The organism is Desemzia sp. FAM 23988 (assembly GCF_045528365.1).
Taxonomy (GTDB): Bacteria; Bacillota; Bacilli; order Lactobacillales; family Carnobacteriaceae; genus Desemzia.
In genome coordinates this window covers 65,870-83,585 of record NZ_JBGQQS010000011.1, presented here as the reverse complement: position 1 = coordinate 83,585, position 17,716 = coordinate 65,870, and the positions used below count along the sequence as shown (strand labels likewise).

Genomic DNA, 17,716 nt, shown 5'->3' with positions numbered 1-17,716 from the left:
CCTTGACTACGATTGCCTTATCCGTCATTGCGATGAATGTAGATAACATTAATCGCAATCGCTTGCGCTCTTTTTTTGGACAACTGAAAAATCGGAAAAAAAGCTGTTTAGTTCTATTGAACTTTTCTCCATTTCAAATTAGCCCAATTGTTCAGTAGGCATTACTTATCAACATACTGACAGATATCGAACACATTTTTTGGGAAATGGAAGATGACGAGTACTCTCTTTATGAAAACCAGGAAAAAGCTAAAACTCTACTGGACAATATTAAAAGAAGTATGGGAATCGACATTTAAAAAGAGCTTGCAGAATAATTCTGCAAGCTCTTATTTTATTCCTTCTAGTGACTAATGACTCAAGAAGTCTTTCTTGCTAGAAAAGTTACTCTTCTGATTCACTCTCACCTGGCCGTTGCATACCGCCAATATCGTCAGTAGGAGGTTGCCCCATACCGCCGCCGCCATTTCCGCCAGGTTGTTGCATACCGCCACCCATTTGGCCAGTAGTTGTTCCTGTTGTAGTAGAAATGGATTCTACTGTTATTTCAGAAGTTTCATCAGCAACGCTCACTGTATAGGTTTCACCTACCGTTAAGTCAGCTGAACTGAATTGGATAGATGCAAAGCTTTTATTTGCTGTCCAGCTCAACACAACATTTCCTTCTGCATCACTGATTGTTATTTCACTACCTGCTTCATATGTGGTATCAAATCCATATAGTACACTCGCTTGAGTAGAATCTTCTGAGAAAGTTACTGCCATTCCAGAACTTCCTGAACCCATTAAAGTTCCGCCAGTAATCACGGTCTCCCCATTTGAGTCGATCGTTCCATTTCCATCATTTTCCGGACCGCTGACTGTCACGCTGCCTCCTGAAATTTCAAGTGTTCCGTTTGAATCTAATCCATCTCCACTGCTGTCTACAGAAATCGTCCCTCCAGAAATAGTTAAGTCGTTCTCACTGTTGCTAGAAAACGGATCTTCACCAACGCCTGTATTGCTTGTAGTAGTCGTGCCGCTTGATGCGTTCATTCCATCATCACTTGCAAGGACAGAAATGTCCCCAGCACTGATTGTAATGGTTTTGCCCTCAATACCTTCGTAACTTTCTGAAATGGCAACATTTGCACCATTTAACACTAAGTCGCCTCCAGCATGCACTCCATCGTCTCCAGAAGCTAACGTCAACGTTCCACCTGCAAGCGTTAAATTGCCGTCACTGTGGATTGTATCATCAGCTGCATTGATTGTGATCGTTCCGGTATTTACGATCAACTCACCTGCTGTTTTCAGCCCTTTCGTACTGACCGAATCCGTAGCATCAGCATCTGCACTGTCTTCTTGCTCCTCTTCCATTTGCATAAAGAATGCTTCGCCTTCAGAAGTTTTAGCTACAGCGTTCTCACTGCCGCCACCTGCTGTAATGTCAAATGTACCTCCGTCAATTTGCAATAACGTTTCCGCTTGTATAGCATCTTGTTGAGTCTCGATGGTGAAACTTCCATCAGCAATATAAACAAATCCTCTGCCAACTTCTTCTGCGTTATCGGACTGAATCGCATCAGCTCCAGTGGTTAAAGAGAACGTACCGTCTTTTATTTTGACTGCATCTTTTCCGGACAAGCCTTGACCTGTCGCAGTAATCGTGTAAGTACCGCCAGTAACGATTAAATCATCTTTTGAAACAATCCCGTGATTGGTATTTCCATTTATTGTCAAATTCCCTGAACCGTTCAGCGTTAAATCTGATTTACTAAAGATGGTTCCATCAATATTTGAGGCATCCTCCCCAGTACCAATAGTCGCTGTACTGCCCTCTTTGTCTGTCAGGGTATTCTCGGAACCTTCTGCTAATGTCACAAATACTTTTTCGGCTTCTTCAATCAAAACAGGCGCTGTTGTAGTAGAAGTAATATCCACTCCATTGAAGATCAAATGAACTTCTTCTGTATCAGGAGCGGTAACTTTTATTTGCCCATCAGATAAACTTCCGCTGACCAGATAAGAGCCTCCTGTCGTAATAGTAACTACATTCCCTTCTACTGTTGCGCCTTCACTGCTGCTGGTACTTTGATCATCAGCCAATTCAATAGTGGTTACATCTGATTCATCATAACCAACTTCAAGATCGTCTGAACTAAAATTTATCTCGTAATCAGCGGAGCTTTGTGATGTTCCTGTAGTTGCTGTAGTTGCCGTTGCTTCAGTAGATTCAATAGATTGTGTATCAGAAGCCGTTGCTTGACATCCTGCCAGCACCCCAGTAAACAGTAGAGCGGTTGCCAAAATAGTGCTGAGTTTATTCTTCATTACAATTCTTCCCTTCCTATTACAGAACGACCGCAAACAATTTCCAAGTTTCCATTTTTGCAACGTAATTCATCGATCAGTTCTTTTTCTAACGAAGCATCTTTCAATTCAATCATGTATTCTAAACGAAACAGACTGCCCATATTGGTTGTTTTCACATTCATCATTTGATGAGTAGAAAGATATTTTTCAAAAACTTCTTCAAAAATCGTTGTGTAATCTAAGTTTTCTGGCAAAGTCACTCTTAACCAGCGGGCGTTTTCATTCATTTCACCAAAGCTGGATGAATTCAGCCCGATCATTACAGCACAAATGATAATCGCAAATACGACTGCTATCCCAATGTATCCCATTCCAGTAGCTAGACCTATCGCCATAGCCAAGAAAATACTGGAAATTTCTTTTGCTGAGCCGGCTACTGACCGGAATCGAACCAAACTGAAAGCTCCCATAACGGCCACCCCAGCCCCAACGTTTCCATTGACCAGCATGATGACCATTTCAACGATAGCCGGCAGCAGGAATAATGTCACGACAAACCCTTTTGAATAGTGATTGCGTAACATATAGGTCCAGGCAACTAACCCGCCTAAGATCAAACTGGTGACTGTACAGATCAGAAAACTGGAGATGGAAAAAGTTGTAGCACTCTCGATATATAAGCTGTTAAATAATTCATTCATTCATGACAAACCCTTCTTGATTGTTTTTTAGATAATCTTGGTACCCATTGGCATATTTAGAAAATTTAGCAGGATAAATCTGCATCTCAGATAATAGACGCGCGAGCCAAATGGGCATAGCTCCGCAAATTTTGATTTCCATTAACAAGGAACCGTCCGGTAAAATCGGCTGTCCATAAGACCCCTCTGCTAACGATAAGTGAGTCGTCCGATACAAGATCTCTTGATCAAAGGTTATCCGGATACTGTCATCCAGTTTTCCGGTATAAGCCATCCTCTCATAAGAAATATACATCGCTGGTTTTAGATCCGGATAAACCGCTAAAATAGATTCAAATTCATGCATCATTTGTTTATTGGCAACAGGAGCTGTTATTTCGTGATGCCCTAGAAACCGTTCAGCATTTTTTAAATGCATGTCCGTTCTGCGTTTGTACACCACCCCTTTAAATTTTTTCTTGATTTCAACATATACTGGATCTGTTTTACTTGGAATACCATAACTTCGCAAACGAACTTTCTCTTTATAGATGGGTTTGCTCATGGATTGACGAATCAAATACCATTTCTCTGTATCGTAGTAAACATTTGTGATCAAGTGTTTCCCATATTCATCTAATTGCATATAGGGTTGAATAGCTTCAAGAAAGTCATTCCACTGCTCGTACGTAATTAAGTACTTGGTTTCCTTTCTTTCAAAAGTACTTTGATAATGACTCATGATTGATTCCTCCTTTGTTCGATAGATGTACTATAATCCCTCAACCTTAATTGAAACTTAAGACACCTTTTTTGTTCCGACAATAAATAAAGCCTGTAAGAAACTCTTCACTGAGAGCTTCTTACAGGCTTTATTGTTTAATGTATCAGGACCAGTATTTTCCCAGCCCTTACTTATCTATTTAGTCGGCAAAATCACTTCAAAAGAAATCGTATGATCTTTCAGAAGAACTGCTTTGATTTGACCATGATGATTTTCCACGATCGTGGCCGCTAATGACAAGCCTATTCCATAACCGCCTTCACTATGTTTTCGGGCCTGATCTTCCCGATAAAAACGATCAAACAATTGGTCAAATCGTTTCGGCATTTCATTGACGGTATTAGTGATCTGAAGTTTTATTTTATTTCCTGCTTGATGGTCTAAACGGACGTTAATGGTCCCAGGTTGCTGGACATACTTATTGGCGTTATCCATCAATAATGAGCATAATTTATTCATTGCTTCAGCATCCGCTTGGATCACTACATTCGGTTGAATATCTAAAGATACTTCAACCTTTTTTTGTCTTCCGATCTGTACGTAAGGTTCAGCTGTCTCTTTCACTATTTGTGAGAGATCAACCGATTCGATTTTAGACTGGTAACCTTCTTCTTCCATTTGTGTCAGCTGGAGCATACTCTCCATTAACCCATTTAAGCGCTGGATTTGTTTGTTCGTACTTTCAGTCCATTCAGTACTCCCATTCAACATTTCCTGAACATCATTATTAGCCGAAATAATGGCTAAAGGTGTTTTGATTTCATGGCCGGCATCTGTAATAAACTGCTTTTGACGATCAACCGTTTGCTGAACAGGTTTGATGATCTTACTAGAAAAATAGAACACCAGCAAGAAAATAAACAGGAGACTAACGACTCCAATCAATATAGAATTGCGAAAAAAAGATCTCACTAGCTGCAGATCGCGTTGGCTGTCAACAAACACCAGCATGATCGTGTCGTCCGTTTGTTCTATCACCTGATAACGAAAGTCTTCTATATAGCCCTTTTCTTTACCTGAAGCTAAGACTTCCTCAGCGTATGATTGGCCCGTTTGGGAATCGATCGACCGTATGCGTGTAGTATCGATTTGAACTACTTGTTGTTCAGAATTGGCTAAAGCTGTAAAATAGCGTGTCTCAAAAGGAGTTTCAGCTGATATCCCTTGATTTGGCGGCATTCCCATTCCATTACCAGGTATAGATTCATCTGGAAAATTCCCGCCATTATCTGTCAATATAGTCAATATTTCGTCTGTTCGCTCCACAGTATGGACATAGTTCGTCGTGTTCAGCACAATCAGTACAACAGACATGACTAGAAAAACGACAGCCATCGTCACTAAAATGAATTTTTTTCTTAATTTTTCAATCATTTAATGGCCTCCAAGGAATATCCTACTCCACGAGTAGCAACGATTTTGACACGCACTTCCAATAACGCCAATTTTTTCCTTACATTACTTAAATGAACCCAGATACTGTTCATTTCTATTTCTGCATCCAGTCCCCAAATGCGTTCGATCATCTGCTCAGCCGAAAAAACCTGCTTTGGGTTTTCAATCAACAATTGCAGAATCTGAAATTCTTTGTTCGATAATTTCAACTCATCTGTGCCATTGCTGATCCGAATGGTCTCACAATTCAATTGCAGATCTTCGAACGTCAGTATTTTAGCTTGCAAAATCGTTTTACGCCGAGTCATTGCTCGAACACGTGCCAGCAATTCTCCCATTGCAAATGGTTTCGTCAAGTAATCATCTGCTCCCAGATCCAACCCCTCAATTCGATCCTCAATGGCTGATTTGGCCGTCAACAATAAAATAGGCGTTTGGTGGCCTTCGTTTCGCAATTTATCTAACACTTCCAGCCCAGACAGCTTGGGCATCATAATATCCAAAATAATACCCTCATAATCGGCTAATGAAGCGTACTCGTAAGCTTCTTCCCCATCATGGACACTATCTACTGCATATCCTTGATTTTCTAGAATGACTTGAATGGCACGAGCCAATTCTTGTTCATCTTCTGCTAACAGTAATCTCATGTACAAAACTCCTCAATCACATCTTTTGATTAGCATATTCTACCATACTAAAATGTGCAAGAGGATTGTTGAAAGAAAAATATCGATGGGCTCTCTTATTAAATAGGTAGGGTCCTATTCTCAGAAGGCTCTTATCCGACGAATAGCAGCCCTCTCGAGCAGTAAAAAACATATAAAGAAGTTATCCATTCTTCTACTACAATTTCTATTTGATGATCAGCATATCATTGTCATCAAATTCCCAATCTTCTCCATAGGCCACTTCCCAGTAGATGCCATCAGGATCTTGAAAATAACCGCTGTATCCACCCCAAAAAACGACTTCCGGCTTTTTAACGATCAACGCTCCCGCTTTTTCTGCCAAAGCAAAGATCTCGTCCACTTCTTCTTTTGATTTTCCATTATACGCCAGTGAAATACCGTTAAATCCTTCTACAGGACTAATCGGCTGAGGAGACTGGATATCTTTTATTAATTCTTCCAAAGGAAATAGGGAGATTTTAGTTCCGTCATTGTTAATAAAGACCACTTCAGGCGATGCTTCTGTTCCAATAACTTTCACATCAAACCCCAAACCATCTCGATAAAAATGTAAGGACTTCACAATATCTCTTACACCTAACGTAATCAAATTCAATCGGTTCATGTATTTTCCTCCTGAGTTAGCATATGCCACACTTTCTGTAAAAATTGGCCGCTTTTTTCTTTTACTACTACATCAAATCGGTCCATTCCAGCTACATCCGTTTGGTTAATCAAGATCGACTGATTTCCACGAAAATCATCTAACAAATAAGCAGCCGGCATGACATTCAAGCTTGTACCAATGACCATCAATAAATCAGCTTCTTGAATAGCTTTTATGGCACCGCTAAGCACTTGCTGATCCAGTTGATCTCCATATAACACAATATCAGGTCTCACTACATTACCTTTACTTTCTACTGCTATCCCTTTTTCATCCCAACGTACCTCTTCTTTTACGACGGATTTATGGGTATTGACAGATTTCCATTTGGTCGCATTGCCATGTAATGAGAACACTGTTGAACTCCCAGCAGCTTCATGCAAATTGTCGATATTTTGCGTTACTATCGTCACTTGCTTCCCTTTTGCTTCCAGCAATTGAAAAAATTGATGCCCAAAGTTGGGTTCAGCATCTGGAAAATCTAACGTATTACGGTAGTTTTCAAAAAACAGTTCCGGATATTGTTCAAAAAAAGGCACACTTAGCGCTTCTTCACCAGTATAGTGTGTGCCAGATAACTGATCCAAAAAACCGCCTGCTGAACGAAAATCCGGCACTCCACTTTCTGTACTGATTCCCGCTCCCGTGAAAGCCACAATTCGTTTTGAATCTTGAATCATTTGCGCTGCTTTGTTTACTTGCTCGCTCAATTTACCATCCTTTCAGATTCTCAAAACCACTTATTTTTATCCTCTTTTTTAGTTACAAAAACTGCCAAATTATCTAAGGTCAAGTTCCATCCATCTTCATGGTCCTGTTGAGATATCTTATTTTCTTCTGTTTCTCCGGCTTAAGCATACTCCGGATCTAAATAAGTTAATGTAAGCCGAAATTTCCTCCCTCCCCATGGTTCAAAAAGATCTAGGTGACCACTCATGCCAGCAGGAGGGGGCCCCACCTTTTTTCCTTCCGTTCAACTTCAGCTCTTATTTTTATTTCATTATATCGAAAAAAGCAGCTAAAATAACTTAAAACCTCTTGTACTTTCTATAAGGATTCTACAACATTTGACGCTGGCGTTCCTATAGTTTTCCCTAAGCAACCCACAGGCCGGAGAAAATTTCTTACCATCGCTAGAATATAAAGAGCCTCTATTAGCTGCTTTTACGTCCTGCTATAGTTATAGAAAAAGCGAACCGCAGAAGATGCTTAAAGTCTCCGGTCCGCTGATGGTGCATTTCTAATTAAGCTAACTGTTTCTCTCTGACAATACCTTCTATTTCAGGCTGTTTTTCTTCTTTAGGCATTTGTTGTTGATGAAGCCTTGCATAGGTAATCAGATCATCACGCAACGTTTTTTCATTTTCGCCTTCTATCATTTGTAAAAACGCTACGATATCTGTTAGTGGTTTCTGAACTGCTTTTCCGACAAAAATTTTGTCAAACACTTTTTCTCCAGTATTCTCACTGGCGATTAACAGTTCTTCATACAATTTTTCGCCTGGTCTGATTCCCGTTTCGACCACTTCGATCTCGTTGTCTGTATAGCCGCTGATCTGCACCATTTTTCTGGCTAAATCAACGATTCTGACAGGTTTACCCATATCCAGCACGAAAATTTCACCGCCTTTTGCCAATGCGCCTGCTTGGATGACCAAACGACTAGCTTCCGGAATCGTCATAAAGTAACGGGTCATTCGAAAGTCTGTCACAGTAACAGGCCCTCCCGCTTTGATTTGTTCCCTAAACAATGGTACTACGCTTCCTCTGCTTCCTAATACATTTCCAAAACGGACAGCTGCGAAATTCGTACCGCCCGGCTCATTCAAACTTGTCACGATCATCTCTGCCAAGCGTTTAGTAGCCCCCATAACGTTTGGAGGATTAACTGCTTTATCCGTTGACACCATAACAAAAGTTCCTACACCAGCTGCTTTTGAGGCTTCAGCAATATTCTTTGTCCCATAAACATTATTTTTAACGGCCTCAGCAGTATTCAGTTCCATCATAGGAACGTGTTTATGTGCCGCCGCATGATACACAATATCCGGTTTGTACAGCTTCATCACTTCAAACATTCTGGCACGATCTTTAACATCTGCAATCACGGGAATAATCTCAATTTTCCCACCATATCGTTTGTTCAATTCACGATGAATTTGATAAATAGAATTTTCGCCATGTCCTAAGAGAATCAGTTTTTGAGGAGAAAATGAAGCTAAAATACGACTGATTTCAGAACCGATTGAACCCCCGGCTCCACTGATCAATAAGGTTTTTCCGCTTAATTCTCTAGCTAATTGTTTCGTATCTAACGTAACTTCATCTCTTCCTAATAAATCAACTACATCTACTTCACGAAAACGTTGGACAGATAGTTTGCCGCTCACTACATCTTCAATCGAAGGCATCAGATTGACTGTCGCTTGACTTTGGTTGCACAATTCAAGGATTCTCTCCAGATCCTCAGGCACTAACGAGGGAATAGCAATAGTGATTTGTTCGATCTCTTGAACAGCTACCAAATAAGGAATGTCTGCAGTCCCACCTAAAATAGGAACCCCGAATACACGCATGTGGTGTTTAGCCGCATCATCATCCACGATTCCGATCAACTGGATCTCAGGTAAATGTTTCTGGCTGTTTTTGATAAATAAGCTGCCGCCGTCCCCAGCTCCTACCACTAAAGTCCGTATTTTTCTGACGGGAACTTGGCGTTTCTTCTTAAAACCGTCCATTTCACTCTTAGCTTTAACAAAAACAAACTTGCCGCCTGTCACTAGAAGCGACAAGAAATAAACCAGCAGAATAAATTGGACACGTGCACCGCTCGTTAAAAATAAAGATAGAGTAGCAGAGATCGCGATAGAAAGAGTAAAACCTCCCATCACTTTGATCATTTCTTTAATATCCGTATACCGATAAATCATCGCACAGGAATCCGTCCAAAGTGAAAATACACTGTAACTGATCCAAATAGTGGTTAAGAAGAAAAAGGCAAATGGAAGTGGTATAAAAAGCAGGTTTTCTAAAAAGATGTAGGCGACCGTCCAAGAAAGAAAGAGCAACAGGTGGTCTAACCCTAAATCCATCCATTTTCTTGCGATGGGGTAACGTAAAAATGGGGGTTTATAAAAAACCGTTCGAATATCTTTTTGCGGCATATCTTTTACTGGCCATTCTCTTTTCATATCTATACTCCTCCATTCGTCTTTTGCTGAATCATATGGGGACGATATCAATTTTCAGTTTGACTATAATAAGTACCAGACATTTTTTTATTTCACGGCTTGTCATTAAAGACCGTTCCAACGACATTCGCATGAACACGCTGCAGCATTTCTTTTGCTTGCAGGACTTCATTTAGATGAGCTGAATCGTGCCGGATCACAAAGATGGTTCCGTCAACTTTGCTCGCCATGATTTGAGCATCTGTAACAGGCAGAATAGGCGGTAAATCAAAGATAATCAAGTCATAATGTTCCTTAAAGTACTGCATCAAGATATTCATTTGCTTAGAAGCCAACAACTCAGATGGGTTCGGCGGCTGAATGCCGCTGGTCATTAGAAACAAGCGCTGGTGTTCTAAGGGATAAATGACAGAAGCTGGATTGGGCCTTTCATCCGTTAAAATAGTGGACAACCCTTTTTGATTGGAAACTTGAAAAATACTGTGTAACGAAGGTCTACGCATGTCTGCATCAACCAACAAAACTTTTTTTCCTTGAGAGGCAAAGAGAACAGCGACATTGATAGCAGTTGTCGTTTTTCCTTCATTCGGCCCACTCGATGTAAATTGGAGCGTTTTCAGCTTTTTATCTACCATTGAAAACTGAATATTGGTGCGCAATGTTCGATATTCTTCAGCGATAAAGGATTGTGGTCTCGTCATCGTTACGATCTCATAAGCTGTATTCCTTGGTTCTGTTTTCTTTTTATTGAACAAGTTATTGAGCACTTGGGGAAAGTTATCGAACATGGCTGGGCTCCTTTTCTGCTCGCTCATTTTCTTCTATCTGAGCGTTATTGACCGACTTTTTTTCTTCTTCTGCTCGTAGAACAAAGGCTTTGGGCATTTCAGAGATTGTTCCCAGCTGAATCCAACCCAGCTTTTCTGTAATCACTTTTTCATCATGGATCTTCGTATCCAGCATAACTTTCATCAAGCTGATACTGATTCCAACGATCAGACCGATCATTGTCCCGATCAATACATTAAAATTCGTACGAGGCGATATCGGTGTGGAGTTGATCTTAGCCGCAGATAAGATCGCTACGTTTTCAACATGTAAGATATTACCCACATTTTCTTGGAAAGTCGTCGCAATCAAATTAGCGATCTCAGCCGCTCTATCGGGACTGTCATCCACTACTTCAATCTTGAAAATCTGCGAGTCTTCTTGAATAACGATAGACATTTTCTCTATCAATGCTTCTTCTGTCAATGGTTCATCCAGTTCGCTCAACACTTGATCAATCACCACAGAATCTGTTAAAATATCGCGATACGTATTGATGATTTGGATGTTCGATTGGATATCATTCAAGTCCATGTTTCCTTCTTCTGTATTTGGACGATTGACAAGCAGCTGTGTCTTAGCTTGGTACTGGGGGGGGATCAGGTAAACAGTCGTATAATAAGACAACGCAAAGCCTAATATTCCTGTACATAAGATGACCAGCCAATTTTTCTGAACAATTTTAAGCAACTCGATGAAGTCAATTTTTTTACTCATCGTATTCCCTCCCGCTTTTAGTAATCGTTAGTGGTCTTTCTACTTGTTTTCGTCTCCATATCAATTCTTTTGCCGCAGCCAACAAATAATGGATGCTGCTCGTTTTGATCATCAGGGATGCCCCAAAATAGAACGCTGCACCCGTAGTAGCTTGTAAAATCAATGTAGTTAAACTGCCTAGTTGCAAATACCCTAGCGGATAAACAACTATCCCCATTGCAACGGAGAGCAGCAGGTAAGGCAAAATGGTCATCAGTTGTTCCTTTATACCATAGTCCAATAATTTTTTATTCGGTCGAGCATTTAAAATAAACGTTGTGATAGAAATGACCGGCTCGAAAGCAACAATGACATAAATACCAAATGGAATACTAATGAACAGGCAAATTAGACTCAAGACCCTTTTGATAACTTCCAATTTCAAAATCAAGTCGCTTTTTCCAAGAGAAGATATGGCTACAATATTGGTAATGTGCAGAGGATAAAAGGCATAGGCTAAACTGATCAGTTGGATCAATGGAACAGAAGCCAACCATTTATCGGTCAGCAGAGTGGTTACCAGTGCCTTTGAACAAATGATCAATCCCGTCATCAGCGGGAAAATAATCAGGGAACTGACCTGTAATGAGCGTTTCATCATTGATCGGATATGCGGCTTATCCTCTTGACTAGCGGACATAACGGGGAATAAAACAGTGGATAAGGAGTTATTGACATTATTGACGATGATACTGGGGAATTGATTTGCCCGATTGTAATATCCCAGCATAGTGGGGCTGATCACCTTTCCAATCACCAATCCGTATGAGTTGGTGTACAAGGTGTCCAGTAAAGTTGAGGTCAGCATCTTCCAACCGAAAGAAAGCAGTTTTTTGATGCGTTGAAATGAAAAAATCAGCTTTGGCCGCCAGCTCACTGTAAACCATAATACGAAAGTGTCAATAAAAATGTTGGAGAGCTGCTGCCCAACTAATGCCCAGACACCAAATCCTTCATAGGCTAGATAAACGCCTACGACACCAGAAATGAGTGTGCCGCTCAAGCTGCTGAAAAAGAACTTTTTAAATTGCAGTGTGCGGGAAACAATGGCGTATTGGATCGAGTTTAAGGGGCCGCAAAATAAGGAGAGTGCCAGCACTCGGATAACGGGAACTAACTGGAGTTTGCCATAAAAGCCGACAATGACAGGGGCTGTCAAAAATAAGCAGATATACAGCAGAACGGTTAAAAAAGAACTGAAATAAAAAGCTGAAGCGTAGTCCAGTTCATCTATTTCTTTAGCTTGGATCAGCGCAGTCGTAAAACCGGTCTGAATAAACACATTAGCCAAAGCGATAAAAATAGCGATCAGAGCGATCAGACCATAATCTTCGGGAAGAAGCAGACGAGCCAACATCAATTGAATGATGAATTGGATAACCTGATCTCCTCCTCTTTCCAAGAGTTTCCAGACCAATCCGGACAATACATTTTTTCTAGTCGCAGTTTCCTTCATTTGCTCATTCACTTCCTTAGTGGTCTGAACGAATCATCGCCAACCGATTATTTTCTTCTATCTGAACAGGTTTTGCCAGACTGTTAATGCCGATCAAGACTAAAAAGAGATGAACGCCGAAGTAATGCATGATGAAGGAATCTAATGCAAAGTTGGTGATCAGCAGCAACAACAGTGTAATGGATGAATAGTGGAAAAAGGATAAAGAGGTCTGCCGCTTCAGATTAAAACGCAAAATGGAATTCATTTGGAAAAAGAGCTGCAATACAATCAAGATTCCCACTATTCCTAAGTAATACCAAGCAATGAGATACATATTATGTGAAATCTCACCATTCAAGTATTCTCCAGTGACACCATTTCCAAATACCATCAATTTAAAGTCTTTTGTTATTCCGTACAAATAGTGGAGCCAAATTGTGGAACGTCCTGTAGTTAATGAGGAAGCATCTGTTCCTTGACTTAAAAAGCGGAACAGAAAGGCTTCATAAAAGTAATCTTTTGCGTAGATAAACCCCACTGCCAATAAGCCTGTCAACAAGAACAAGACTTTGATCAATTGCTTCAGATCTGTTTTGACTAGTTGCAGCAGAAGAAACGTCAACAGTAATCCCAGACTCAATAAAAACATTTTAGAAAGAGACAAAAGGCCAAAGATGATGAGCAGCAAAGACAGCAAGTAATCAATCAGCTTTGCTTCTCTTGCCAACACCAACATCACCAGACAAGATAAACCGATCAAAATTTGGATCGCATAGTAATTGGGGTCAATGTCGAGTCCTGAAAAACGGCTATACAGTTGTCCTTCTGTATTGACTGTGTATGCAGTAGCGTAGCTTTCGAGATAAGTCCTGATCCTAGGAATGAATGAACCGAGGAACGTTATCACGCTGGAGACCGCCAGTCCCGCAGCATAGGTTCTGGCACAACTCTTGAACGTATCGCGCTTTTCAATGAAGATCACTGCTAAATAAACTGCAGCAAAAGTTGCCAGGAAACTAACCGCCCCTTTTAAAGAAGTCGAAGCATTCAACATCAATGAAAAAAGAATATAACCTACAAAAAGCAGCATACTGATTAAGTAATAAGGCGGAATTTGAATTCGATTCATCAAGATCGTCATCAGCATGATCAGACAATACATCATAGTAATGACCGTAAATAAGGAAGTCTGAGTAAAATGAAACTTGATGGCATACGCCCACGGTGTAAAAAACAACAGCAATTTGATTTTATTCTCTGGCTTTTCCAACAGCATTCCTACCCCTGCTGTTGCTAAAAAAAGAATTAAAAAGAGATTGCTTCCTGAAATCATTTTAAGTAGTACAAACAAGGTGCCAAAAAAACAACTCATACTGCTCGCATTGACGAATGGTGTTTTGCTTGATTCTATTTCCATAAGGACTTCACCTCTTCTGTTCTAGCTGCTGACTATCCCTTCTTTTCTAATACGATATCCAGCTGCTCCATAGCCATTTGATTCGTTAGCGGATGTTTTTGAATATAATTTTTAAGTTGCTGAATCTTTGCAGGATCTTCCAACAGCCTTTTCAGCTGTTGGTACAAATCTTCGATATCCATTTTAGTGATGATTCCGTTGCAGCCCGACTCAACTTGCTCTGCAGCTGCTGCATAAGGAGTCGTAACTACTGGAACACCTAAGATCAATGCTTCATTGACGACCATTGGATACCCCTCATATTGTGACGTCAGTACAAATAAATCACTTTGCGCTATTGCAGGGTACGGATTCAACTGTGAACCGCGGTATACGATAAAACGCTCTAGTCCAGCCAATTGAATTTGTTCTTGATTGCTTTTTAAATCTGGCCCTTCCCCAATGATCTCCCAATGAAAGTTCGTTACCTTGTTTTCAATCAGCTTTTTCCCAACTTCTAAAATACGATCCAGCCGTTTTTGTTGATTATCGATGCGAGCTACTGTCACTAGTTTTATAAGTGGCGTATCAAGATGGATCTGCATTGCTGATTTGATAGACTGTGCTTTTTCTAGAATCTCTTCTAAAGGAAAAAAGTTGTAGACCGTTCCAACTTTACCGGCATATTCTGGTAAAAATTGTCTGAATTTCACAGCACAAGCTTCCGAAACACAAATGATCCGATCGAAATTTCCATATACTCGGCGGCAATGATCTACTTCAAAATGCCCTTCAAATGGATCGTTGTGAATCCAAGCGATCTTTTGTCGAGCTTCTACAAAGTCTGCTACGTATTGATTGGTTCCTTGATTGAAGTAGCCATGTGGGATATCTGTAAAATAGGAAATCGCAACATCATAGCCCCCAAACATTTTTTGACGCTTGAACAAATCAGCATAGAATCTATGAGGATTTTTAATCCGAACTGCCATTGTTAGTCCTAATCGATACCAATAATCGAGACTGTTTTTTTTCTGGGCTAGTTTATGATAAGGCGTAGCCACTAACTGCAATCCCTTAGTACCTTGGTAAAAATTCACTTCTGGAGGCACTTCTGAAGCATAGTCCCCAGTGCCGAATAAGAAAAGATCGATCGTATGTTGTTGCTTGACCAGTTCTTTTAATGTATTGATCAAAGCAATCTGGACACCACCTTGCTGCAAATTTTGTCCAACAAAGAGAATTTTCATCTTACTTTCTCCTTTCCCGACATAAACGCCATCAACATTTATGTTTTTTTATCTTCCATCAGTAGACCTATCTTTTTACGAGCCTTGAAGCAGTCGGCAGTAAAAATCGGGTCGTAAGATAAAATAAGTGTGTGCGTCTTTTTTTTATCAGCTGGTAATAAACTCGTTTGTAGCGATTCATTTTCTCTTCTTCCATGTAAGGGAAACATCCTTGCAGTTCTTGGTGTCCAAATAGTTCCTTCAGCTGCCGAATCGTTGCTCGATAAGAAGCCGGGTTTTCTTTTGAACAAATATTCAATGCCTGCCATAAGCTGATAGAGACCTGCCTTCTGCGCAATTGCTGCTCCAATGATAATTCCTGACTGATTGGCTGGCAATACTGATCAATAGCAACTGTGGCACTGTCAAAATTTTTATTGGGTTGGAATCGACTCGTGACAGATTCAATTTGTTTTCGATAGCCGTATACGTGCTGGTCACTCAAATAGCAACAGCTGGTTGAATGAAGCAGGTACATGACATTGAATAAACCATCTTCATTTAAAGCCACTTCTTCTTGAAACCGAATGTGATGCTGCTCGATTAATGCTCTTTTGTACAAAGCTGCCCCCACCGATCCAAATAAGATGCCGGATAAGGTCCCATCGTCGATCAATTGTGACCTGAGCTCTGTTACAGGATAGATTCCTCCTGGTATTCGGGGTCCGCGATAAACTTTTCGATCATTGTAGAGGTAAAAATAATTGGCAAAAACAACCTCTACTTGTTTTTCTTCGAGTGTTTGAACGAGTATCTCTAACGCCTCTTCAATCAGCGTGTCATCAGCATCTAGAAAAGCAATGTATTCGCCTTTTGCCCATGCCAGACCTAGATTTCTAGTTGCCGAGACTCCTTCGTTTTCTTTATTGATCACAGTGACTCGTGAATCCTGTTGCATAAAATGCCGACAAATAACCGCTGAGCTGTCAGAAGATCCATCATCTATTAGCAAAACCTCGATATCTGTCAACGTTTGTGCTAAGACACTTCTAACACAAGAAACTAAAAATGCTTCAGCATTGTAAATCGGAACAATGACACTCACTTTTGGATTGATCATGTTTAACACCCTCATCTTGTCGTTTTCTTTTGTTCTGAGGTCAACGTTGCTGCGGTCAAAGACATGGAGATCGCCGTCTGCAACGTTTCTTGATAAAGAGTTTTCATTTTAAGCGAGATCGTGTTGATGCCGTATTGCTGTACCAGCTCTAAGCTCTGAGCTCCAAATGATTTACGCAGAGCTTTTGATGCATACAGCTCCTTGATTGCTTCAGCAAACTGAGCCGCTTCTTCTTCGACCACAAAACCGTTTTGTCCGTTGCGAACCAAATCTCGGTTTCCACGGCAGTTGCTGACTACTAAGGGCAGACCAGTTGCCATTCCTTCCATGATATTGACGGGCAGTCCTTCTTGTTTGGAAGAAGAAACTACGACATCCGCCATCTGCATCAGTTGGTTCACATCTCCACGGTAGCCTAATAGTTCAACTTGTTCTTCCACCCCAAGTTCACTGATTTGGTGAATATACTGTTCTCTTTTATCTCCTTCTCCGACCAACAGCAGCTTAAGATCTGCTATATCCGGTGCCAGCAACTTTGCAGTTTCAATAAGTACCCGTTGATTTTTCCGGGTGCACAATTCGCCGACATAAATCAGAATAAACGCCTCTTTTGGGAAACCAAGTTTTGTTCTGACCTCTTTTCGAAGTGCATCATTCGTGGGGATAAAACGCATTTGATCGATCCCTACTCCTTCCATCATAGTCAGATAACCGACTTTAAATTTGCGAAGGTGAGCCGCTTCATAGTCTTCTCCATTAATAGTGATCAAGCAGTCGGTATAACGCGCTAACCATTTTTCAACTGGATAGTACAACAGCCAATTTTTTCTAGGAGCCCCATTAAAGAAATGAAAACCATGAGCCGTGTAAATAACTTTTGTGCCGCTTTTCCGAGCTTCTGCAGCAGCCAGTCGAGTCAACACACCTCCTATTGGTGAATGGCAATGGATCAAAGCATAGTGTTCTTGGTCAAAGATTTTTTTGATGTGAAAAAATACTTGCAGGTTGGTTTTTTTCAATGGATTTCGGTCTATTGCAACATCAAAGACCGTTACGCCTTTAGCTTCTAACTCTTTTCTAAACTGTTGGTTCCGGCCTGTTGGCTTTTCACTGTCTTCAGCAAAATTAGCTAGTACGTGGACTTCAAGCCCCATTTCTTGCAGCAAGCGAATGTTGTCGCGATTAAAAGATGAGATCATAGGAGCGATGGATGCCATCACTAAAGCTTTTGACATACTGGATTCCTCCTTTTTCAATGAATGGTTG

The 17,716-nt window shown here is 40.6% G+C and carries 15 protein-coding genes; all 15 read right to left on the bottom strand.

Annotated elements, in window-relative coordinates; all coding sequences use genetic code 11:
- Positions 1 to 384: 384 nt before the first annotated feature.
- The 15 genes from ACEN4L_RS08050 to ACEN4L_RS07980 all read right to left on the bottom strand — a co-directional run bounded on the left by ACEN4L_RS08050 (position 385) and on the right by ACEN4L_RS07980 (position 17,685).
- Positions 385 to 2,313, bottom strand: coding sequence for a carbohydrate-binding domain-containing protein (locus ACEN4L_RS08050; RefSeq protein ID WP_407096538.1), 1,929 nt, complete (start codon positions 2,311 to 2,313; stop codon positions 385 to 387).
- Positions 2,313 to 2,996: a DUF4956 domain-containing protein gene (locus ACEN4L_RS08045; protein ID WP_407096539.1), complete on the bottom strand. Its 684-nt coding sequence runs from the start codon at positions 2,994 to 2,996 to the stop codon at positions 2,313 to 2,315. Before ACEN4L_RS08045 ends, ACEN4L_RS08050 begins: the two co-directional genes overlap by 1 nt.
- Positions 2,989 to 3,717, bottom strand: coding sequence for a polyphosphate polymerase domain-containing protein (locus ACEN4L_RS08040; protein WP_407096540.1), 729 nt, complete (start codon positions 3,715 to 3,717; stop codon positions 2,989 to 2,991). The genes ACEN4L_RS08045 and ACEN4L_RS08040 overlap by 8 nt, the downstream gene beginning before the upstream one ends.
- A gap of 177 nt (positions 3,718 to 3,894) precedes the next feature.
- The gene (locus tag ACEN4L_RS08035; protein WP_407096541.1) at positions 3,895 to 5,133 is read right to left on the bottom strand and encodes a sensor histidine kinase; all 1,239 of its coding nucleotides are present in this window, start codon (positions 5,131 to 5,133) and stop codon (positions 3,895 to 3,897) included.
- A complete protein-coding gene (locus ACEN4L_RS08030; RefSeq protein WP_407096542.1) occupies positions 5,130 to 5,804 on the bottom strand; it encodes a response regulator transcription factor in 675 nt (224 codons plus the stop codon). Before ACEN4L_RS08030 ends, ACEN4L_RS08035 begins: the two co-directional genes overlap by 4 nt.
- A gap of 205 nt (positions 5,805 to 6,009) precedes the next feature.
- Positions 6,010 to 6,450, bottom strand: coding sequence for a VOC family protein (locus ACEN4L_RS08025; protein ID WP_407096543.1), 441 nt, complete (start codon positions 6,448 to 6,450; stop codon positions 6,010 to 6,012).
- Positions 6,447 to 7,202 carry an NAD-dependent protein deacylase gene (locus ACEN4L_RS08020; RefSeq protein WP_407096544.1) on the bottom strand — a complete coding sequence of 252 codons (756 nt, stop codon included), beginning with the start codon at positions 7,200 to 7,202 and terminating at the stop codon, positions 6,447 to 6,449. The genes ACEN4L_RS08025 and ACEN4L_RS08020 overlap by 4 nt, the downstream gene beginning before the upstream one ends.
- Before the next feature lie 534 nt (positions 7,203 to 7,736).
- A complete protein-coding gene (locus ACEN4L_RS08015) occupies positions 7,737 to 9,584 on the bottom strand; it encodes a polysaccharide biosynthesis protein (RefSeq protein ID WP_407096638.1) in 1,848 nt (615 codons plus the stop codon).
- Positions 9,585 to 9,775: 191 nt separating this feature from the next.
- Positions 9,776 to 10,471 carry a CpsD/CapB family tyrosine-protein kinase gene (locus ACEN4L_RS08010; RefSeq protein ID WP_407096545.1) on the bottom strand — a complete coding sequence of 232 codons (696 nt, stop codon included), beginning with the start codon at positions 10,469 to 10,471 and terminating at the stop codon, positions 9,776 to 9,778.
- Positions 10,461 to 11,228: a YveK family protein gene (locus ACEN4L_RS08005; RefSeq protein WP_407096546.1), complete on the bottom strand. Its 768-nt coding sequence runs from the start codon at positions 11,226 to 11,228 to the stop codon at positions 10,461 to 10,463. The genes ACEN4L_RS08010 and ACEN4L_RS08005 overlap by 11 nt, the downstream gene beginning before the upstream one ends.
- Positions 11,221 to 12,723: a lipopolysaccharide biosynthesis protein gene (locus ACEN4L_RS08000; protein ID WP_407096547.1), complete on the bottom strand. Its 1,503-nt coding sequence runs from the start codon at positions 12,721 to 12,723 to the stop codon at positions 11,221 to 11,223. The genes ACEN4L_RS08005 and ACEN4L_RS08000 overlap by 8 nt, the downstream gene beginning before the upstream one ends.
- A 16-nt stretch (positions 12,724 to 12,739) precedes the next feature.
- The gene (locus ACEN4L_RS07995; RefSeq protein ID WP_407096548.1) at positions 12,740 to 14,122 is read right to left on the bottom strand and encodes a hypothetical protein; all 1,383 of its coding nucleotides are present in this window, start codon (positions 14,120 to 14,122) and stop codon (positions 12,740 to 12,742) included.
- Positions 14,123 to 14,154: 32 nt separating this feature from the next.
- Entirely contained in the window at positions 14,155 to 15,351 is a 1,197-nt protein-coding gene (locus tag ACEN4L_RS07990) for a glycosyltransferase (RefSeq protein WP_407096549.1), read from the bottom strand.
- A gap of 67 nt (positions 15,352 to 15,418) precedes the next feature.
- Entirely contained in the window at positions 15,419 to 16,450 is a 1,032-nt protein-coding gene (locus ACEN4L_RS07985; protein ID WP_407096550.1) for a glycosyltransferase family 2 protein, read from the bottom strand.
- Positions 16,451 to 16,461: 11 nt separating this feature from the next.
- Positions 16,462 to 17,685, bottom strand: a complete 1,224-nt coding sequence (locus ACEN4L_RS07980; RefSeq protein WP_407096551.1) for a glycosyltransferase family 4 protein — start codon at positions 17,683 to 17,685, stop codon at positions 16,462 to 16,464.
- Positions 17,686 to 17,716: the final 31 nt, after the last annotated feature.